We start from the raw sequence: 20040 nt of genomic DNA, 5'->3' as shown, positions 1-20040 counted from the left end.
TCACCCTTTCAGGGTGCGTTCCACGATGTCACGGACGTCGGTCGAGAGCTCCGCGGCGCGTTCGATTTCCAGCAGGGCAGCGCGGGCATGGTCCTGTCGAACCGGCTCCAGGGAGCGCCAGGAACGCATCGACGTCAGAATGCGCGCGGCCAACTGAGGGTTGCGCCGGTCGATGTCGAGAATCTCGCGTGCGAGGAAGCGGTAGCCCTCTCCATCGGCCCGACCGAAGCCTGTCGGATTGGCAAAAGCGTAGGCGCCGACCAATGAACGGACGCGATTGGGGTTAGTCCTCGTGAACAGAGGGTTCTCCATGAGCTTCAGCACCCGATCGAGCGTGCCGCCGCCTGGTATCGTTGCCTGCACCGAAAACCATTTGTCGATGACCAGGGCGTTCTCGGAGAACCGATCCCGGAAGGTCGACAACGCTTCGGCAGCTTCCGCGCTGTCTGGGAAACGGTGCGCAAGGACCGAGAGCGCATGCAACAGGTCGGTCATGTTGTTGGCGGCATCGAAGGCAGCCTTGGCGCGTACCGGCGAATTCTCGGCATAGGAGAGGTAGGTCAGCGCGGCGTTGCGCAGGGCGCGGCGACCCGCGCTCGTTGCGTCCGGGCTGAAGGTGCCGGGCGTCGTCATCGAGTCATAGAGTGCAGCGAACGTGTCGCGTCCGGCGTCGGCAACCTGTTTCATGACTGCCTGGCGGCCGGCGTGGATTGCGTCCGGATCGTTATTGCCCCCGAGTTCGCGGGCAATATCGGCTTCGCTGGGCAGCGCCAGGGCCTGGGCGCGGAAGGCGGGTTCCAGACTCTCGTCAGCCGCCGCGGCGATGAGGCTGTCGACGAAGGTTGTCTCACAACCGACGGGGTTTCCTTCCCGTGCATCGCGAGCCGCCTTCAAAAGGTTCGGAAGTGCAAGGTCCGTCAGGGCCTGCCAGCGCGCGAAATGGTCCGTCTCATGGCGGGCGAGCAGCGCCAGGTCGGCAGGCGACTGGTCGAAATGGAGATTGATGGGAGCCGAGAAGCTGCGATTGATCGAGACCACCGGTCGCGTCTGGATCCCGTGGAATACTGCCGTTTGGGTGCGCTCTGTGAGATGCAGAATGGCGCCGGTATATTCCGCACTTTCAACGGAAGTCGGCGCTATGGCTGCTCCATCCCCCGCAAAAAGTTGCAGGTTCAGCGGAATGTGCATCGGCTGCTTGTCGGACTGACCCGGGGTTGCAGGGATCATTTGCTCGAGCGAGAGGCTGAAGGCTTTTGCGGCAGCATCGTAACAGCCGGAAGCCGTAACCAGCGGCGTGCCGGCCTGATGGTACCACAGTGAGAATTGTGTGAGATCGCGCCCGCTGGCGTCCTCGAAGCATTTCACAAAGTCCTCGATCGTGACAGCCTGGCCATCATGACGGTCGAAGTAGAGGTTCATGCCCTTCTTGAACGTCTTCTTGCCAAGCAGCGTCGCGATCATTCGCGTGACTTCGCTGCCCTTCTCGTAGACGGTTGTCGTATAGAAGTTATTGATTTCACGGTATTTTGTCGGTCGAACAGGATGTGCGAGCGGGCCTGCATCCTCTGGGAACTGCTCGGATTTCAGGTGGCGGACCTCGGCGATGCGCTTGACCGGGCGCGAGCGCTGGTCGGCCGAGAACTCGTGATCACGAAAGACGGTCAGGCCTTCCTTCAGGCACAGCTGGAACCAGTCGCGGCAAGTGATGCGGTTGCCGGTCCAGTTGTGGAAGTACTCGTGGGCGATGATCGCTTCGATGTTGGCGTAGTCGCTATCCGTGGCCGTTTCCGGATCGGCAAGGACGTACTTGTCGTTGAAGACGTTGAGGCCCTTGTTCTCCATCGCGCCCATGTTGAAGTCGGAGACGGCGACGATCATGAAGATGTCGAGATCATATTCGCGCCCGAAGACCTCTTCGTCCCACTTCATCGAACGCTTTAGTGCGTCCATCGCGTAAGCGGCGCGCGGCTCTTTGCCGTGCTCGACATAGATCTTCAGGGCGACCTCGCGACCGGACATCGTCGTGAACGTATCTTCGATGACGCCGAGATCGCCGGCGACCAGCGCAAAGAGATAGCTCGGCTTAGGATGCGGATCGAACCAGGCGGCGAAGTGCTTGCCTTCGCCATAGCCAGCACCCCCGAGGAAATTGCCGTTCGACAGCAGCAGCGGGTTGGCGGACTTCTCGGCAATGATGTTGACGGTGTAAGGCGCCAGAACATCGGGGCGGTCCTGGAAATAGGTGATCCGCCGGAAGCCTTCAGCCTCGCACTGCGTGCAATAAATACCGCCGGTGCGGTAAAGGCCCATCAGTTTCGTATTGGCTTCGGGGTTGATGATCGTGGTGATCGTCAGCTCGAACGGTTCTGATGCGGGTAGATCGCGGACCGTCAGGCTTTCCGGCGTTGCCGTGTATTGGTCGGCCGGCATTTCCAACTGATCGAACAGCAGGCCGGAAAGCGTCAGTTCATCGCCGTCGAGCATCAGCGGAGCCTTGGGATCGACACCCTCGCGGCGATGGAAAATCAGTCGTGCTTCAACCTTGGTTTCAGTGGGATCGAGCTCGAAGGTCAGATCCACGCGTTCCAGAACGAATTCGGTGGGCTGGTAGTCTGCCAGATTGATGACCTGGCCGGTATCTGTACGCATGGTGTTCCCTGAAGACCTTGAGCGGATGAGTGCTTCGTACGCAGAGTAGGCACTCCGCCACAAATTTTGACGGGCATCTTTACACCAAAGTCTGAACCAAAGTTAAAGCGAAATCGCGGCAACGGCAGATTTGGAGGATCTCGGAACGGCCAAATCTAGGCGGTCCGTGACTAGGATTTTAGGTTGAGGGTTGCCCTTATCGCCTCATCGTCTTCAGTCCGCTGAACGACGACGCCATGCCAGCCCAAGCCATCGTAATCCTCGTAGCCGAGTGTCCGGGCGAAAGCGACAATTGAGCCGTTGTTATCATAGTAGCTACCGCGGGCCGTACCTGCCTGGTTCTGAAGCGCAAAATGGCTGAAGAGAAGGTTGGGATTGCTGGAGGCGATGATCCTGTTTGATCCATCGAGCAACATCACGGTCGTTTTCTCTGCTATCTGCGGAGGCAGGTTGGCTTCGGTTTCGACGATCGCCTGTCCCTGCTTCTGCCAGTCAAAATACACACCCAGTGTTCCGAGAGTTTTGCCGTGGAGCGTGCCACCCTCGCGCACTGCCGTTGCATAGACAAGGGCGGTGCGGTTGCCATGCAGATGGCTGTCGCGGACATCGTCGACGATGTAGTCGTCTCCCGACGCGCAGCGTACGGATGCTTGGAACCAGCCGTCGCCTGCAAGCGATCTTCCGGCGGTCTTGCGCTCAAATTCAGGGTTTGCCGAGGCGATCACCTGACCTGAGGCATCTGTCAAAACGAGGTCGAGATAGACGGTGTAGAAGCGATTGATGACCCCAAGTCGTTGGGCAGCGAAGGTCGCCCTTTCCTTTGTCGGCTCCTGCAGCGCCTGCCAAAGCGCGGCATCGGTCGCCCACCACCGCACGTCGGCGGTTCGCTCGAAGAGATTGCGGACGATCAGTTGCACGAGAGTTTGGGCGAGATCGGTAAGCCTTACGCCCTCCATCTCGTTCACGAGCGCTTCCGCCATGACGCGGGAATGCCCGATACGCCCAATGACGTTGCCTTCGAATTTCCCTGAAATGTCGCTTGCGACCTGTGCCAGCCGCTGCACCTCGTTGGCAACGACAGCAAAGCCTTTCCCGGCTTCGCCGGCGCGGGCGGCTTCGATCAACGCATTGATTGCAAGAAGCTTGATCTGCTTGACCACATGCGAGTTCGCGGCGCTGAAACTTTCAAGATCGGTGCCGATTCCCTCCGTTACCGCACGCATCAGCCGCGGTGTGGCGGTCAACCGTTGCTGATCGTTGTCCCTGGATTTGAGCTGCGTCATGGAAATTGCCCCGATAGCGATGCAAGCTGAGAGAAAGAGGACTGAAATATCGGCCAATCAATGCGATTCTATGGTTTCCGAAGCGTTAAGGCGGACACTCATCGGATGAACATTTTTGGGCACATCTCAGATTTGATGAAAATTTGTGCGATCCGATTGATTGAGCATCGAAATTTTCCGATTTTCTATCTGTTCATTCGGCCCGGCGACTGTCACAGTCGAGATGTGCCGAGTCTGGCGCGTCCTCCTGCCTCCAAACAGCAATCCAAGAGTTCAAGACATGCGGTCGGCTACGGGAAACCCGATGAGGGGTATTGCGTTCAAGGTCGGCTCGGTGGTTGTTTTCCTGGCAATGCAGACCTTCATCAAGCTCGCCGGCAGTGACATCCAGCCGGGGCAGGTGACGTTCTGCCGCTCCTTCTTCGCACTGTTTCCCATCATGGCTTACCTGGCCTATCGCGGCCAGTTGCGATCGGCATTCTATACGGCCAATCCGATCGGTCATCTGAAGCGGGGAACGCTCGGCATCATATCAATGGGGCTCGGCTTCTATGGGCTGCTGCACCTGCCGCTGCCGGAAGCCATTGCACTTGGCTACGCGATGCCGCTTGTCGCCGTGATCTTCGCAGCTGTGTTTCTCGGGGAAACTGTCCGAATCTACCGCTGGAGCGCCGTACTTTTCGGGATTGTCGGCGTGGCCATCATATCGTGGCCGAAACTGACCCTTTTCCGTGAGGGCGGGATCCATGCCGAGCAGGCGATTGGCGCGCTAACGGTGTTGCTGGCTTCGGTGCTCGGCGGCATGGCGATGATTTAGGTGCGACGATTGGTCGAGGAAGAGAAGACCGCCACGATCGTCCTCTATTTTTCGATCACCGCCACGGTGTTCTCACTCGTGACAGTGCCGTTCGGCTGGCAGGTCCTTGATCTGGCGCCGCAATTGTTTCTCATCTTGGCCGGCTTCTGTGGGGGCGTGGCGCAGATCCTGTTGACGGAGAGCTACCGGCACGCTGATGTCTCGACGGTTGCGCCGTTCGAGTACACATCGATCGTCATCGGCGGTGTCATCGCGTATTTTGTGTTCGGCGATATCCCAAGCGGGGCCACACTCCTGGGGACAGCAATTGTCGTGGCGGCCGGAATATTTATCATCTACCGCGAGCACCAGTTGGATCTGGAGCGCCGTGGGGCACGGCAGGCCGGATCCTGAAGGCCGCCTGCAATCGCAGCTTTGTGACGACGCAACGGAAGTTCTCGCGTTTTGCGGGAGAAATTCAAACGAAATAGTGAACGACATCCGAACAGTTCTTGCGTCTTATGAACTTGACGAAGCATCATTTATTCGCAAATGCGCATGTTATGGGCTGGTCGGACGTCCTGGTGCCTGGGGAGTGCCGACGCCGGATACGCGCGTCGGGAGAAAAATGCCTCTTAGTGCCGAAGACTTGGTTGCTAACCCGAAGTTCATCCTGGCCCTCCGCTTCCATGCGGGGCGTATGCGCGGCATGTTCAACACCGGCCCGCGATTGGCGCGTTTGCTTGCTTCACAACAACGCTGGTTGCTGACGCAGACTGCCTATGCGCTTGCCATGGAGCGCGATCCCGCAGATTCCACGTCGGGCTTCACGGCGGTTCGGCTGACGCGCGAGATCACATCGCACAAGGTGGCCAGCCGCAACACGGTGTTGAGCTTTATCGACGAACTCGTCACCTACCGCTTCATCGCCTATGCACCAGGAGCCGAGCGCCGACGTCCCCGCCAGTTCGAGCCGACGGAAATCAGTCATCAGGCGATGTTTGGCTGGTTGGTCTCCAATCTGGGCGCTCTCGATCTGTTGGACGGCGGAAGCCGGGTTGCCCATGTTGAGGCTCACCCGGAACTGGTCCGCGTCATGCAGCCGCGAATTGCACTCAATTGCCTCCAGGATCCCCAGTGGAGAGAGCCCCCAGAGCATGTGGCGCTCTTCCAGTGGAACGACGCTGGCGGACTGATCGTCGATCATCTTGTCTCGCGGATCGATCTGGACGGCGACGATCCCGAGCGCGTCGTGGTCGGTCATGTTGACAGTCGCGCACTGGCGGCGGATTTCATGATATCGCGTACGCACTTGCAGCGGCTTTTCGCCAAGGCGGCGCAGCAAGCATGCATTGGTTGGGATACGATCGACAAGAAACCCGTGCTCTGGATGTCGCGTTCGTTTGTCGAGCAATACAGTCGGTGGCAAGCGATCAAGTTCGCCTATGTGGACGACGCGTTCCGCTGCGAGGCGTGATGCCCACGAGGCGCGCGGCCCCTCGAGGATCCAGGTCGGTGAGAATTGCTCAGGCAGGCAACGCGACAAGAGGCCAGCAAATGCCAGCCTCGGCCTCAGTATTGCTGAAAGTCCGCAAAGATCATGGCGGGACGCGCGATGCGCCCGCTGGCGCCAGTCCCGCGAGCAACCATTTGCTCGTTCGTGGCGAAGCCAATGCGGCTGTAGCTTTGCGTTGTGCGGCCTTGCTCGCTAGCAAGGCGAAGGGTTTCAAACCCACAGTGTATAGGACGAAAACGTGCAGTCATTGCCTTGGTTCCTGTTGATTCCTCCCAAGACACAGCAATATATTGCACTGCAACATGAACTTTTCAATGCATTAGAATAAACGGCAGATATGCGAAAAACGCATAGGTGTTTTCACAAAAGATTTGTATTTGCCTATTTTCAGGGCACGTCAGAGCGCTGCCAGTTTGGCCTGAAAAGCCAAAAGATCGTTCCAGGCCAATCGTTTGTTGACTGGTGCCGTCAATAGATCCTGAGGGTGCAATGTCGCAATCGCAGGAATAATGCGGTTTCCGACCGCAATCTCTCGCCATTGCCCGCGCAACCCGTGAATCGTATCGGTTTCGCCAAAAAAGACCCTGGCGGCAAAGTTGCCGAGTACGAGAATCGCCTTCGGCTCGGCAAGAGCAATCTGCCGCTCGATGAAAGGACGGCAAATATCCATTTCGGCGGTCGACGCAATGCGATTGCCCGGTGGTCGCCAGGGAATAACCTGCGTCAGCAATATGGCGTCGCGCTGCAGACCGATTGCCCCGAGCATCTTGTCGAGCAGTTGGCCAGGCCGTCCGGAGAAGGGCTGGCCTTCACGATCATCGTCCGCCCCTGGCGCCGAACCGATCACCATGATCCCGCTGGCCGCATCACCGCTGGCGAAGATCGTCGAGCGTGCGCTGTGCTTGAGATTGCATCCGTTGAATGCCTCGAGCGCCGTTTTCAGTTCCTGAAGCGAACGGGCGCTCTCGGCGGCGAAGCGTGCCTGCTGCACGGCCTCGCCATCCGGGATCGAAGGCTGCGGCCGCTGGGCTGCACGCTCGGGGGCGGGAGCGTTCCTTTGTGTGGTCTGAGCCGCCGGGCGGGCCGTGGACTCCCGAACGTCAGCAGTCTGCGGCGAAGGGACCGTGCTTCGCCTTGCCGCTTTCATTGCCTCGAACTCAGCAAAGCGATCGACAGCTTCCTCCTCGAGCAGCCATTCCACGCCGGCTTCGGCATGGAAATGCAGAAGCGCGGCGAGTTCGCCCGGAGAGAGTTCGCTGACGGAGATCATAACGGTGACCTTAGCGAAGCCGAGACGTCAATGAAAGAGCACGATAGGCGGGAGACGACCTATTGCACCGTCCATTGCGTGATGTCCTCACGTTCGCCAATCAACGCCAAGCCGTGGGCGATGGAAAGCAGTTCGCCGCCGGTCTCGATGCGGTCCTTATCGAAGCGCTCGGTGAAGATGCGGCGCACAGCCGGGACAAACGACGTGCCTCCGGTGAGGAACACCTTGTCGATCATGCCGGATGTCGTGTTCGTCCTTTCCAGCACGTCATCGAGTGCGCCTTCGATCCGTACGAGATCATCTGCAATCCAGCTTTCGAAATCGGCCCGGCGAATCGTCAGGTGGCCTCCGCGGCCGAGGGGCGCGAAGTCGAATGCTGCTTCGTCCGAAGCGGAGAGCGCCATCTTCGTCGCGGATACAGCCTGATAGAGCGGGTAACCTTCATCGTGGTCGACGAGATCGATGAAGGTCTCGAGCTTCTCGGGCTCGAGCGCCGTGCGCACAAGCTTCTTGAGATCCTCGAATTCGCGCGACGTCTTGAAGATGGAGAGCTGGTTCCAGCGACCGAAGCTCGAGTAGTAGTTCGTAGGGACTTCAAGGATTTTGTCGAAACTCTTGAAATGACTCCCCTTGCCGATCTGAGGGGCGACGATGTTGTCGATCATGCGATAGTCAAAGTGATCGCCGGCGATCCCGACACCCGAATGACCGATCGGGGTCGCCGTCAGTTTGCCGGCCACCGTTTCAAACCGGATAAGCGAATAGTCGGTCGTACCGCCGCCGAAGTCGGCGACGAGAACCGTCGCATCGGATTTCAGGTTCTGCGCGAAGTAGAACGCGGCGGCCACCGGTTCGTAGACGTAGTGAACCTCCGGAAAGCCGAAGCGGGACAGCGCCTCGTTATAGCGCTGGGTCGCCAGCGCAGGGTCAGGGTTCGCGCCGGCAAAATGCACGGGGCGGCCGGTGACGATACGCTTGACGTCGGACGGCCAGTTGTCGCCGGCATAGTTCCGGAGGCGCCTGATAAAGACCTCCATCAGGTCCTCGAAACTGTGGCGCTTCGCGTAGACGAGGGTGCCCTGAAAGAGCGCGCTTGCCGCAAAGGTCTTGATCGACTGCAGGAAACGGCAGTCCCCGGGGTTATCGATGAATTGCCGGATTGCCGCGTGGCCGGCCTCGACCTTCAGGGCGGACGTGCCGAGTTGCAGATCCTTCATGAAGGAAAGGGCAGTACGCATGCTGTCGGCAGTTCCGGCCGCACTCGTAAAGGCCATTGAATGCGTTGTCGGCCCGTCAGCCGTGGCCAAGACCGTGTTCGTCGTGCCGAAGTCGAATCCCAGCGCCTGACCCATGCCCGCACCTCATCAAGTCGATTGTTTTTTGGGAACGGAGGCCAAGCTCCGCTAAGGCGCGAAACAACGCGCCCAAGGAGGGCGCGTGATGCCACAGAGGCCGCCGTTGTTCAAGGCTTGAAGTGAAAAATGCAGCGGGCGCCAATGGCGCCCGCTTGTTCCCTACTCGGCGGCCAATGCCTGAGGTATCTCCTCATCGTGCTCGGTCTTCTTCTTCCGTCCAAAGCTGAGGAGCCAATCGCTAAGCCTGCCCATTTCGACGAAGATCACCGGGGTGATGAAAAGCGTCAATGCTTGCGACACGACGAGACCGCCAACGACGGCAATGCCGAGCGGCTGGCGCAGTTCCGAGCTTGCACCGGTCCCGAGAGCGATGGGAAGCGCGCCGAGGAGGGCGCAGAAGGTCGTCATCATGATCGGGCGGAAGCGTCGAACGCAGGCTTCATGAATCGCCTCCGACGGCGACATGCCGTTGCCGGAGCGCAGGTTCTCCAGCGCCACGTCGATCATCATGATCGCATTCTTCTTGACGATACCGATCAGCATCAGCAGGCCGATGAGCGCGATGATCGAAAGATCGAAGCCCATCACTTTCAACGCCAGCAGGGCACCGAGTGCCGCGGCCGGCAAGCCGGAAAGGATCGTCAGCGGATGAATGAAGCTTTCGTAGAGGACACCCAGCACGACGTAGATCGTCAGCACTGCCGCCAGGATCAACAGCGGCGTGTTGCCCTGGGACTGCTCAAATATCTGCGCCGTGCCACCGTAGGACGTGAAAACGTCCGCTGGCATGTTGATGTCTTTCTTGATCTGGTCGATCGCCGCCGTGGCATCGCCAAGCGCTTCGCCGGCCGGCAGGTTGAAGGAGACTGTCGTCGAGACAAGCTGACCGGTCTGGTTAATCGTCACCGGCCCCGTCGTGCGTTCTACCCTTGCGAAGTTGGACAAGGGAACGAGGGCGCCGTTGCTTGAAGCGACGCGGATTTCCTGAAGCTTCTGGTCGTCCCAGGGCTTGCTCGTATCGTACTCGACGATCACGTCATAGCTGTCGCCGGTCGACTGGATCTGGGCGGCGGTGTATCCGCCAAAGGCTTCCTGCAGGGTCGTCCGCAGCTGTCCGTCGGTAATCCCGAAGGCTGCCGCCTTCTCCGTGTCGACGACGATATTGGCCTGCAGGGCATTGTTCTGCGCATCTGAGGCGACGTCGGTGAAACGCGGATCGGAACGCATGGCCTGCTGAATCTTGTCTGCCCAGACGTTTGTCTGATCGGCGCTCAGCGCCTGAACGACGAGCTGGTATTGGCTCGCCGTCTGACGGCCGCCGAAGCGGAGGCTCTGTTGCGGCGTGATGTAGGCCTGCAGCCCAGGAATCTTGCCGATGCTCGCCCGCAATTCCCGTAACGTCTGCTCAAGCGGTGGACGCTGATCCTTGTCCTTGAGTTCGACAAACATCGTGCCGTTGTTCAACGGACTGCGTGCGTTGCCGCCGACAATCGACATCACGTGATTGACGGCGGGATTCTGCTTCACGAGTTCCGCTGCCTGGTTCTGCAACGCTTGCATCGCCGGATAGGAGATGTCCTGGCGTGCGCGCGTCGAGATGTTGAGGCGTCCAATATCTTCGGTGGGGAAGAAGCTGGATGGCAGCGTCATGAAGAGATAGACAGTCAGGCCAACCGACGCCACGAACAGGGCGAGGACGGCTGGACGATGCTTCAGGCACCAGCCGACCGATTTTTCATATCCTCTGAGTGTCCGCTCGAAACCGGCATCGAACCAACGGATGAAGAAGGGCGGGCGGTCGTGGCCACTGCCGAGCCGTGATGCCAGCATCGGCGTCACCGTGAGCGAGACAATCGCGGAGGCGACGATCGCGATCGCAACGACCATGCCGAACTCGTTGAAGATGCGGCCGACGACGCCGCCCATCAACAGGATCGGAATGAAGACGGCAATCAGCGACACGGACATGGAAATGATGGTGTAGCTGACTTCGCCGGCGCCTTTGATCGCCGCATCGAGAACCGGCATCCCTTCCTCGACATGCCGGAGAATGTTTTCCAGCATGACGATCGCGTCATCGACGACAAGGCCGACTGCGAGCGTCAGTCCGAGCAGCGAGATGTTGTCGATGCTGTATCCGAGCACGTACATCATGCCGAAGGTGGTAATCAGCGACAGCGGCACGGCAAGGCCCGGAATGATCGTCGCCGTCAGGTGACCGGTAAAGAGGTAGATGACCAGGACGACGAGGCCGATCGTCAGGAGCAGCGTAAACTTCACGTCCGTGATCGCGTCCTTGATCGGCTGCGCAGAGTCGTTCATGACCTTTGTCGAAACAGAGGCGGGGATTTCGGCGTGCAGACCCGGCAGCTTCGCCCTGATTGCGTCGACGACCTCGACGGTATTGGCATCGGGCTGGCGTTGAATGGCAAGAATGATGCTGCGGTTGCCGTCGTACCAGCTGCCGGTATTCTGATTCTGAACGCTGTCCTGCACGTCGGCGACGTCGCCGAGGTGGATCGGTGCGCCGTTGGGATTGGCAATGACAAGCGTACGGAACTCGTCGGCATTGGTCCGCTGAGTGTCCGCATTGATCGTCATGCTTTGCGAGTCGTTCTGCAGGGAGCCGACGGGAACCTGGCTGTTGGCAGCGACCAGCGCCTGGTTGACGGTATCGATACCGATGCCGCGGTTGAGAAGCTTGTTGGGATCGACCTCGACCCGGACCGCGTAGGTCTGCGCACCGAATACCGAAACCTCAGCCACGCCGGGAAGTGTTGAAAGGGACGGCGAGATGATGTCCTCGGCGATCTCGTCGAGCTTGCTGCGGGGCATGGTGTCGCTTTGCACGGCAAGCAGCATGACCGGCGCATCGGCGGGGTTCGTCTTGCGATAGCTTGGCGGCGTCGTCATGTTGTCGGGCAATTGCCGCGTGGCATGCGAGATCGCTGCCTGAACATCGGCTGCTGCCGCATCGATGTTGCGATTGAGATCGAACTGCAGAACGATGCTGGTGTTGCCGAGGGAGTTCGTCGCGCTGATTTCGCTGATGCCGGGAATGGTCTGGAACTGCTTGATCAGCGGCGTGGAGACCGAAGTCGCCATCGTCTGCGGTGAGGCGCCGGTCAGCGCGGCCGAGACGTTGATCGTCGGGAAGTCGACCTGCGGCAGGGCTGCCACCGGCACGAGTTGGTAGCCGGCAAGGCCGGCAAGCACGACGCCGATGGCAAGCAGCGTCGTTGCAACAGGACGTCGGATACAGAAATTCGGTATCATTCTTCCGTGCCCGCTGTGATGATTTCGGTTTTGCCTGCGGTTTGGTCAACCGAGGCGACATTCAATGCCTTGTCGTCGAACTGTTCCTTGACCGGCTGCTGGTCGACCAGCTGCGCCTGTCCCTCGATGATGACGTGATCGCCCTCGGACAGGCCTTGCGAGACGGCGGTGAAACCACCGTTCGCGCGCGCCACGGTGACGGGTGTCACATGAGCCTTGCCGTCGCGCGCGACAATGGCGAAGAAGCCGTCGGCGCCGGGACTGACAGCAACGGTCGGGACCACGACCTGCTGTTCATTGTTGTTGAAGTGGACAACGATGTTGACCGATTGCCCGGGCCATAAAGCGCCGGACGCGTTCTCAAACTTCGCCTTCGCGAGAATTGTGCCGGACGCAGGATCGACGGTGTTGTCGTAAAAGCTGATATGGCCCTGACGTGGCTTGGCCTTGTCGGATTGAGGAACGGTGCTGACGTCCACCGGGCCTGCGGCAAGTGCAAGCTTCAACTGCCGGAGGTCGCGTTCCTGCAGGTGGAATTTCACGTAGATCGGATCGTACTTTGCGATCGTCACGATCGCGGAGCCGGCGTTCACAAAGGCGCCTGGGCTCACGGCGATATCGCCAAGGCGTCCGTCGAAGGGCGCGCGAATATCGGTATGCTCAAGCAGGACCTGATCGGCGGCAAGCGCGGCCTTATCGGCCTCTACGGTCGCGGCTGCCGTATCGCGGGCCGCCTTTGCCTGATCGTAGCTTTGCTGTGTGCCAGCCTTGGAGCTCAAAAGGTCATTGGCGCGTGCCAGCGCTGTCTCGGACTCCGACAGGGTGGCTTGGTCGCGGACCACCATGGCGCTGTCCTTGTCGACTGTTGCCTGTGCGGTGCGGGCATCAAGCTTGGCGATCAGATCTCCCTGTTTGACGGTGGCGCCGTCCGAGGCAAGGATCTGCGTAACGATCCCCTGTTCCTGGGCCGCGATCGTGGTGTTGTCGTCCGCATCTGCCCAGCCCGAAGCTGTGACGTCCCGGGGCAAAACAGTCTTCACTGCTGCGACAGTCTTGACCAGCGTTGGTCCGCCGTTGCGGTTGCGACCCTTGCTGCCGCCCTTCTGATCACCGGATTTCTGCGATGCATCGCCCGCCGTTTGGTGGCCGCCGTCGGCGGCATCGGCCTGCGGCTGAGCGTGGGGCAAAAATTGCGAAAGATACGGGATTCGTTCCCTGTATTGCCAAGCGCCAACGCTGGCAGCAGCTATAATGCAGGCCGTGATCAAAAGTTTCTTCATATGCGAGACCGGTTTGGGCGAGTTGCGCGAAAATCAAGGCTCTATTGAACCACGTCTATTACGGCGCAAAAAAGACACAATTGCCGAACCGACCATCACTAAGTGGTTATAATGGCTTAAATTTTTGTAATGAAAGAATGAGCTGAAATACCATTTGTTGGGCATCGGCGATCCGCCGTAGCCGACACTTTCCCAATTTCCCCTTTTCAATCAGACGGATCGCGCCGCTCCGCCGTCGCAGCGTACAAGACTGCCCGTGATGTAGCTCGCGGGCTGGCTGCAAAGAAAGGCGGCGGTTGCAGCGAACTCTTCGACCGTCCCATAGCGACCGACGGGGATTGCGGCCTCCTTAGCAGAGCGGATTTCATCGAGGCTCTTGCCGGTGCGCTTGGCGGCCGCCCCATCTACCTCGTCGGTGCGGCCGGTCAGAATGCTCCCGGGAAGCAGAAGGTTTGACGTGACCCCAAAGCGTCCGATCTCCGTTGCCAGCGTCTTGCTCCAACCGGCGAGGGCGGGGCGCAGCGTGTTCGAAAGAGCGAGGTTGGTGATCGGTTCGATGACGCCCGACGACGCGACAGTGAGAATGCGCCCCCAGCCTTGTTCCTTCATGGATGGCAACAATGCGTTGGTGAGCGCGATCACCCGCAGCACCATGGAGAAGAAATAGGTCTCCAGTTTCTCGGGCGTCATGTCCTGCGTCGTTCCTGGCGTGGGGCCGCCGGTATTGTTGACCAGGATATCGATGCCACCAAGCTTTTCATGCACGGCGGCGGTCACGGTCTCGACGAAATTCTCGTCCGAGAGATCGGCCCAGATCCAATCCGCCTTGCCATTTCCTTCGGCGTTGATGGCGCGGCAGTTTGCCTCCAGCGTCTCGCCGCTGCGGCCGCAGAGAAGAACGTTCGCGCCCTCACGTGCCAAAGCCACGGCGATGCCATGCCCCAATCCGCGCGACGATGCCAGAACGAGTGCGCGCTTGCCCTTGATGCCCAGATCCATGTCAATTTCTCCATTTGTCCGTCTTTCTATACGGCGCGCCGACGGGAGACGAAAGCGGCGTCTGGCACTGTTTATGATTTGACGTTTACGTAAGCTGCATATATTTATCTGGCGCTAGAAATGCTGTTGCGCGAATTGGGGGATTCGCTGTCGTTTCCCGGCTCGACAATAGAGCTCTGTTTTGCCAAGAGATAACCCCATCACGGGGAATGTGGCCGCGATGTCGGCCGAGCGGAGATGATGCATGACCGATACGACTGAACTGCCCGAGCGCGAAAGCATGGAATTTGACGTTGTGATCGTCGGTGGCGGTCCTGCGGGGTTGTCGGCTGCGATCCGTCTGAAACAGATTAACCCGGAACTGTCGGTCGTCGTGCTCGAGAAGGGGGCTGAGGTCGGCGCGCACATCCTGTCAGGTGCCGTCGTCGATCCCATCGGCATCGACCGTCTGCTGCCTGGCTGGCGCGATGAGGCTGATCATCCGTTCAAGACCGAAGTGACGGACGACCACTTCCTGGTGCTCGGCCCGGCAGGCTCGGTGCGCCTGCCGAATTTCATGATGCCGCCGCTGATGAGCAACCACGGCAACTACATCGTTTCGCTTGGCAACGTTTGTCGCTGGCTCGCCACAAAGGCGGAAGAACTCGGCGTCGAGATCTATCCGGGTTTTGCCGCGACCGAGGTGCTCTACAACGACGAGGGGGCCGTCATTGGCGTGGCCACCGGCGACATGGGCATCGAGAAGAACGGCGAGCCCGGCCCGAACTACACCCGCGGCATGGCGCTAACAGGCAAGTATGTGCTGATCGGCGAGGGGGTCCGCGGTTCGCTTGCCAAGCAGTTGATCGCCAAGTTCGATCTGTCGAGGGATCGCCAGCCGCAAAAGTTCGGTATCGGCATCAAGGAACTCTGGCAGGTGAAGCCCGAGCACCACAGCCGAGGTCTCGTGCAGCACTCGTTCGGCTGGCCGCTCGGCATGAAGACCGGCGGCGGCTCCTTCCTTTACCACCTCGAAGACAATCTCGTTGCCGTCGGCTTCGTCGTCCACCTGAACTACAAGAACCCTTACCTGTATCCCTTCGAGGAGTTCCAGCGCTTCAAGACGCATCCGGCGATCCGCACGACCTTCGAGGGCGGCAAACGGCTGTCCTATGGTGCGCGTGCGATCACCGAGGGCGGCTATCAGTCTGTACCGAAGTTATCCTTCCCCGGCGGCGCGCTGATTGGCTGTTCGGCGGGCTTCGTCAACGTGCCGCGCATCAAGGGCAGCCACAACGCGGTGCTGTCGGGCATGATGGCAGCGGACCGGATTGCCGCGGCGATTGCAGCCGGTCGCGCCAATGACGAGGTGGTCGAGATCGAGAACGACTGGCGCTCAAGCGACATCGGTAAGGACCTGAAGAGGGTGCGAAACGTCAAGCCGCTGTGGTCGAAGTTCGGCACGGCAATCGGCGTGGCGCTCGGCGGTTTCGACATGTGGACGAACCAGCTCTTCGGCCTTTCGATCTTCGGTACGCTCAGGCATGGCAAGACGGATGCGGCCTCGCTGGAGCCGGCCGCCAAGCACAAGCCGATCGCCTACCCGAAGCCCGACGGCGTTCTCACCTTCGACCGTCTGTCCTCGGTGTTCCTGTCGAACACCAACCACGAGGAAGACCAGCCGGTGCATCTGCAGGTGAAGGACATGGCGCTGCAGAAGTCGTCCGAGCACGACATCTATGCCGGTCCTTCGACGCGCTACTGTCCGGCCGGCGTTTACGAATGGGTGGAGAAGGATGGGCAAGAGACCTTTGTCATCAACGCCCAGAACTGCGTCCACTGCAAGACCTGCGACATCAAGGACCCCAACCAGAACATCAACTGGGTGCCGCCGCAGGGCGGCGAGGGACCGGTCTATCCGAATATGTAAGAAGCAGTCATGAGCAACGCCTGCGCCATACGGCAGGCGCGTCTCGATGAGCTGCCGCGTCTGACTGAGATCGAGCTCGATGCCTTCGCGACGCTGGCGGAGGCGCTCGGCGTTATCAGGGAAGCGCACGCGCTGCCACACGATTTGTTGCGGGGGTCGCTCGATGCGGGCCTGCTGCTCGTTGCCGCCGATGACGGCGACTGTCCGGTCGGCTTTCTCGCGGTCGAGGAAATCGAAGGCACGCTCTATGTGATCGAACTGGATGTTTGCTCGGATTGGCAGCGCAGGGGTGTCGGGCGGCGTCTGATGTCGGCTGCAATCGAGATGGCGCAGCAGCGTCGGCTATCGGCACTGACGCTGACAACGGATCGCTACGTTCCGTTCAACGCGCCCTTCTACGCCTCCCTCGGCTTTGTGCTGCCGAGTGTCGAAGCCGTTCCGCATTTCCTGAAGAAAAAGCTGGATCACGAAATCGCGGTTGGGATGGATCCGGAACGACGGGTTGCGATGGTTCTTACGCTGAAGCGATAGCGGCATGGAACAATAGAGTGAGCCGGCGGATTGGCCGCCGGCCCGAACTGCGGAGTTGCTATCGGCGTGAGGCGATGCCGGTCGAGAGTGCTACGCCGAGCCCGGTGATAACAGCGGCGGCGATCTCGGCGATGCCGATTTCCTCCCCAAGCAATAGGCCGCCGCCGATCGTTGCCAGCACCGGCGTGATTGCCGTGAAGGCAGCTGCCTGGGTGCCGCCCAGCGCATGAACCGCAAGGCCGTAGGCGACCGTGGCGGCAAGGCCGGACAGCACGCCTTGGCTCAGTACCTGCAAGCCGACCTCACCAAGTGGTGCGCTGGCAATCGACGTACCGAAGGCGACAGCCAGACCGATGTGGATGAGAAATGACCAGATGGCGATGAGCGCGCTGGCCTGCAGAGCCGTCAGGCCGGAGCGGCGAAAGGCATGCGTGTAGCTTGCCCATAGGATCGCTCCCATCGGTAGCAGAACAAAGCTGGTCCAGGGTAGTGCCGCACCGGCGAGACTGCGGACCAGTAGGATGGCAACGCCGCCGACGATCGCGGCAAGACCGAGCACGCGCATGAAGTCCGGTCGTTCCCGGAAGACGATGACGCCGATCAGCGCAGTGGCAAGCGGCATGGACCCTCCGAGCAGAATACCGGCGGCGGATGCCGGGGTCGAGTGAATGGCCGACGTGGTCAGCTGGAAGAAAACGGCGCCAGCGCCCGCGACCATCGTGGCAAGCAGGCGGAGCGGCACGCCTTTCGGCAGCAATCCAGTCTTCAGCCAGACGGGCGCCAGAACAAGTATCGGAATACCGTAGCGGATCAGGCCGATATCGATCGTGCCAAGCTGCGTCGCCGCGCTGTGACGCGTCGCCAGGATCCACGCTGCCCAAATGAGGACGGTGACGACGGCGCCGGCATATCCGACAGATGTCGACGTGGACTTTTCATTGTTCGTGAAGGTAACGGCGCTCATCGATCTCTCCTCTCGTGATCGTCCGGATTGCTGTCCGGTTGAGAGAAGAATAAGCGGAAACGGCGAGGCATGTCCTTGCTATCTATGCTGCCAAAATACTGGTATGAGCAATTATCTGCCAATCACGCCAAAGGATTTTATCGAACATGCCAAATCTTGATAAATTCGATCTGGCGATATTGGAATGCCTCCAGGAGGATGCCCGGGCGACCAACGTGGAGATTGCCGAAAAGGTCAATTTGTCGCCGTCCCCCTGTCTGCGGCGTATCCGCAATCTGGAAAAGACCGGCGTAATCCGCGGCTACCGCGCCGATATCGACCGCAAGGAAGTCGGTCTCGGCCTGACGGTTTTCGTCGAGCTCAAGGTCGCCCATCACAGCCGCGAGAACGCGCAGGCGCAGGAGGCGGCATTGCTCGCCATTCCCGAGGTGGTGTCGTGTTTTCTAATATCGGGAACGGCCGACTTTCTTGCGGAGGTGGTGGTCGAGGATCTCGCAGCCTATGAGCGGCTGCTGACGGACACGCTGCTGACCCTGCCGAATGTCAGCGATATCCGCTCGAACTTTGCCATTCGCAGCATGAAAACCCACGGAGCGCTGAAGCTCCCGGAACTGAAATAGAAACGGGGCAAATCGGCCCCGTTTTCTTGCTTAGAGCAGCGTGCCACTGAGGATCAGCAGCGCGACCGAGAAGTAGATCACCAGCCCGCTCACATCGACGAGCGTGGCGACCAACGGGGCGGAGGCGCTTGCCGGATCAAGCCGCAGCCTCTGCAGGATGAACGGCAGCATGGAGCCCGCCAGCGAACCAAACGTGACAATGCCGATCAGTGCGGTAAAGATCGTGACGCCGACCAGGACCCAGTGCTCGCCGTAGTCATAGAGCCCGATTTTTTGCCAGAGCACGATGCGGGCGAAACCGACCAATCCCAGGATCGTGCCGAGCACGATACCCGTCGGCAGCTCGCGCATCAGCACGCGCCACCAGTCGGAGAGCTTGAGCTCGCCGAGCGCCAGCGCCCGGATAATCAGCGATGTCGCCTGCGACCCGCTGTTGCCGCCAGAGCTCATGATCAGCGGCACGAACAGCGTCAGCACGATCGCCTTCTCAAGCTCGCCTTCGAAATGCTGCATGGCGCTTGCCGTCAGCATTTCGCCGAGGAAGAGGGCGCACAGCCAACCAGCACGCTTGTGGATCATGCCGGCAAAGCTGATCTTGGTGTAGGGCTTGCCGAGGGCTTCCATACCACCGAATTTCTGGGCGTCTTCGGTCTGGTCGGCGATCATCGTGTCGATGACGTCGTCGACCGTGACGATGCCGAGCATGTGGCCGTCCTCGCTGACGACGGGCAGGGCGAGCAGATTATGCTTGCGGATCAGCCGGGCGACATCTTCCTGCGTCATCAGCGGATCGGCACGCACAACCCCTTCCTTCTGCGCAACGGTCAGGACCGAGTCGCCGGGCTCGCCGGTGATGAGGCGGCGGAGTGTGACGACGCTCGTCAGCGCGCGGCTGACCGCATCGAGAACGTAGATCGCATAGACCGTCTCGCGCGAACGCTCGACTTTGCGCACGTGCTCCAGCGTCTGTTCGACAGTCCAGGTGTCGGGCACGCTGACGAATTCGGTCGTCATGATGCTGCCGGCCGTGCGGGGCGGATACCCCATCAGGTGCTGGACGGCGAGACAGGTCGTGCGGTCCAGCCGCGAGAAGAGGTGTGCACGAACCTCCTCGTTCATTTCCTGAAAGAGGTCGGCGACACGGTCGTTTGCCACGGCGTTCAGCAGCCGTGCGGCATGCTCGACCAGCATGTCTGCAAGGATCGCGGCGGCGTGATGCAACTCGGGACGTCCGAGAATTCGCACAGCCTTTTGCTGCGGCAGCGTAACCAGGATTGCTGCGGCTTCGGATATTTCAAGTGTGTTCAGCTGTTCGACGCGCTCGGCCGTGGTGATCGGGCCGAGGTGGTCGCTGCTGAAGAAACGAGCGGCATGGCCCGCCCGCAGTGGGAAGCGATTGATGTTCATAGGCTCGCCTTTCCGTCGATCCGCCGTAGCGTCCGACGGGCGAGCCCGACGGAGTCAGGTCAGCGCACGAGGGCCGCGTACGGCAAAGGCAATCGACTGCTACTGTCGCTTGGCATCGTGATGATGGCTCCGTTGATATCCGCGGAAAATGGAGGTGATCCGCGTAAGGCTCTAGGTGGTCTCAA

At 60.1% G+C, this 20040-nt stretch carries 14 protein-coding genes and 1 pseudogene; 5 read left to right on the top strand and 10 right to left on the bottom strand.

Features of this window, described 5'->3' with window-relative positions; genetic code table 11:
- The gene (gene pepN, locus IB248_RS19290; RefSeq protein WP_192241540.1) at positions 1–2649 is read right to left on the bottom strand and encodes an aminopeptidase N; all 2649 of its coding nucleotides are present in this window, start codon (positions 2647–2649) and stop codon (positions 1–3) included.
- A 170-nt stretch (positions 2650–2819) separates the two neighbouring features.
- On the bottom strand, positions 2820–3932 hold the full coding sequence (locus IB248_RS32200; RefSeq protein WP_113471593.1) for a methyl-accepting chemotaxis protein: 1113 nt from the start codon (positions 3930–3932) through the stop codon (positions 2820–2822).
- 280 nt (positions 3933–4212) lie between these two features.
- On the opposite strand from IB248_RS32200, the pseudogene IB248_RS19280 reads away from it, so the two are divergent.
- Positions 4213–5142 (top strand): annotated as a pseudogene (locus tag IB248_RS19280) (DMT family transporter).
- Positions 5143–5356: 214 nt separating this feature from the next.
- On the top strand, positions 5357–6205 hold the full coding sequence (locus tag IB248_RS19275) for a hypothetical protein (RefSeq protein WP_192241539.1): 849 nt from the start codon (positions 5357–5359) through the stop codon (positions 6203–6205).
- Between the two features lie 95 nt (positions 6206–6300).
- Here IB248_RS19275 and IB248_RS31830 read toward each other — a convergent pair whose 3' ends face one another.
- The 6 genes from IB248_RS31830 to IB248_RS19250 form a co-directional block, all read right to left on the bottom strand.
- Positions 6301–6492 (bottom strand): hypothetical protein, encoded by a 192-nt coding sequence (locus IB248_RS31830; RefSeq protein WP_018857476.1) that lies wholly within the window; start codon positions 6490–6492, stop codon positions 6301–6303.
- Between the two features lie 149 nt (positions 6493–6641).
- Positions 6642–7514, bottom strand: a complete 873-nt coding sequence (locus tag IB248_RS19270; RefSeq protein WP_018857475.1) for a uracil-DNA glycosylase — start codon at positions 7512–7514, stop codon at positions 6642–6644.
- Between the two features lie 59 nt (positions 7515–7573).
- On the bottom strand, positions 7574–8866 hold the full coding sequence (locus IB248_RS19265; RefSeq protein WP_192241538.1) for an Hsp70 family protein: 1293 nt from the start codon (positions 8864–8866) through the stop codon (positions 7574–7576).
- Between the two features lie 162 nt (positions 8867–9028).
- Positions 9029–12145: an efflux RND transporter permease subunit gene (locus tag IB248_RS19260; protein WP_018857473.1), complete on the bottom strand. Its 3117-nt coding sequence runs from the start codon at positions 12143–12145 to the stop codon at positions 9029–9031.
- On the bottom strand, positions 12142–13425 hold the full coding sequence (locus IB248_RS19255) for an efflux RND transporter periplasmic adaptor subunit (protein WP_018857472.1): 1284 nt from the start codon (positions 13423–13425) through the stop codon (positions 12142–12144). The genes IB248_RS19260 and IB248_RS19255 overlap by 4 nt, the downstream gene beginning before the upstream one ends.
- Before the next feature lie 210 nt (positions 13426–13635).
- Positions 13636–14424: an SDR family oxidoreductase gene (locus IB248_RS19250; RefSeq protein ID WP_018857471.1), complete on the bottom strand. Its 789-nt coding sequence runs from the start codon at positions 14422–14424 to the stop codon at positions 13636–13638.
- Between the two features lie 244 nt (positions 14425–14668).
- On the opposite strand from IB248_RS19250, the gene IB248_RS19245 reads away from it, so the two are divergent.
- Positions 14669–16333, top strand: coding sequence for an electron transfer flavoprotein-ubiquinone oxidoreductase (locus IB248_RS19245; RefSeq protein ID WP_192241537.1), 1665 nt, complete (start codon positions 14669–14671; stop codon positions 16331–16333).
- A 9-nt stretch (positions 16334–16342) separates the two neighbouring features.
- On the top strand, positions 16343–16864 hold the full coding sequence (locus tag IB248_RS19240) for a GNAT family N-acetyltransferase (RefSeq protein WP_192241536.1): 522 nt from the start codon (positions 16343–16345) through the stop codon (positions 16862–16864).
- Positions 16865–16922: 58 nt separating this feature from the next.
- Here IB248_RS19240 and IB248_RS19235 read toward each other — a convergent pair whose 3' ends face one another.
- Positions 16923–17828, bottom strand: a complete 906-nt coding sequence (locus IB248_RS19235) for a DMT family transporter (protein ID WP_192241535.1) — start codon at positions 17826–17828, stop codon at positions 16923–16925.
- Between the two features lie 146 nt (positions 17829–17974).
- Here IB248_RS19235 and IB248_RS19230 point away from each other — a divergent pair, with 146 nt between their 5' ends.
- Positions 17975–18448 carry an Lrp/AsnC family transcriptional regulator gene (locus tag IB248_RS19230; protein WP_018857467.1) on the top strand — a complete coding sequence of 158 codons (474 nt, stop codon included), beginning with the start codon at positions 17975–17977 and terminating at the stop codon, positions 18446–18448.
- Between the two features lie 30 nt (positions 18449–18478).
- On the opposite strand, the gene mgtE is transcribed toward IB248_RS19230, so the two are convergent.
- Entirely contained in the window at positions 18479–19855 is a 1377-nt protein-coding gene (gene mgtE, locus IB248_RS19225; RefSeq protein WP_192241534.1) for a magnesium transporter, read from the bottom strand.
- Positions 19856–20040: the final 185 nt, after the last annotated feature.

The sequence above is a fragment of the Rhizobium sp. RHZ01 genome (assembly GCF_014851595.1).
Taxonomy (GTDB): domain Bacteria; phylum Pseudomonadota; class Alphaproteobacteria; order Rhizobiales; family Rhizobiaceae; genus Rhizobium; species Rhizobium altiplani.
Note: the sequence above shows the minus strand (reverse complement) of the source record. Positions and strands in the feature narration are given on the sequence as shown.

What these genes read in the sequence shown, in the direction of transcription:
- IB248_RS32200 (WP_113471593.1), bottom strand. Translation starts at nt 3,932, where the DNA reads ATGACGCAGCTCAAATCCAGGGACAACGATCAGCAACGGTTGACCGCC.
- IB248_RS19260 (WP_018857473.1), bottom strand. Translation starts at nt 12,145, where the DNA reads ATGATACCGAATTTCTGTATCCGACGTCCTGTTGCAACGACGCTGCTT.
- IB248_RS19275 (WP_192241539.1), top strand. Translation starts at nt 5,357, where the DNA reads ATGCCTCTTAGTGCCGAAGACTTGGTTGCTAACCCGAAGTTCATCCTG.
- IB248_RS19250 (WP_018857471.1), bottom strand. Translation starts at nt 14,424, where the DNA reads ATGGATCTGGGCATCAAGGGCAAGCGCGCACTCGTTCTGGCATCGTCG.
- IB248_RS31830 (WP_018857476.1), bottom strand. Translation starts at nt 6,492, where the DNA reads ATGACTGCACGTTTTCGTCCTATACACTGTGGGTTTGAAACCCTTCGC.
- IB248_RS19245 (WP_192241537.1), top strand. Translation starts at nt 14,669, where the DNA reads ATGACCGATACGACTGAACTGCCCGAGCGCGAAAGCATGGAATTTGAC.
- IB248_RS19235 (WP_192241535.1), bottom strand. Translation starts at nt 17,828, where the DNA reads ATGAGCGCCGTTACCTTCACGAACAATGAAAAGTCCACGTCGACATCT.
- IB248_RS19270 (WP_018857475.1), bottom strand. Translation starts at nt 7,514, where the DNA reads ATGATCTCCGTCAGCGAACTCTCTCCGGGCGAACTCGCCGCGCTTCTG.
- IB248_RS19255 (WP_018857472.1), bottom strand. Translation starts at nt 13,425, where the DNA reads ATGAAGAAACTTTTGATCACGGCCTGCATTATAGCTGCTGCCAGCGTT.
- IB248_RS19265 (WP_192241538.1), bottom strand. Translation starts at nt 8,866, where the DNA reads ATGGGTCAGGCGCTGGGATTCGACTTCGGCACGACGAACACGGTCTTG.
- pepN (WP_192241540.1), bottom strand. Translation starts at nt 2,649, where the DNA reads ATGCGTACAGATACCGGCCAGGTCATCAATCTGGCAGACTACCAGCCC.
- IB248_RS19230 (WP_018857467.1), top strand. Translation starts at nt 17,975, where the DNA reads ATGCCAAATCTTGATAAATTCGATCTGGCGATATTGGAATGCCTCCAG.
- mgtE (WP_192241534.1), bottom strand. Translation starts at nt 19,855, where the DNA reads ATGAACATCAATCGCTTCCCACTGCGGGCGGGCCATGCCGCTCGTTTC.
- IB248_RS19240 (WP_192241536.1), top strand. Translation starts at nt 16,343, where the DNA reads ATGAGCAACGCCTGCGCCATACGGCAGGCGCGTCTCGATGAGCTGCCG.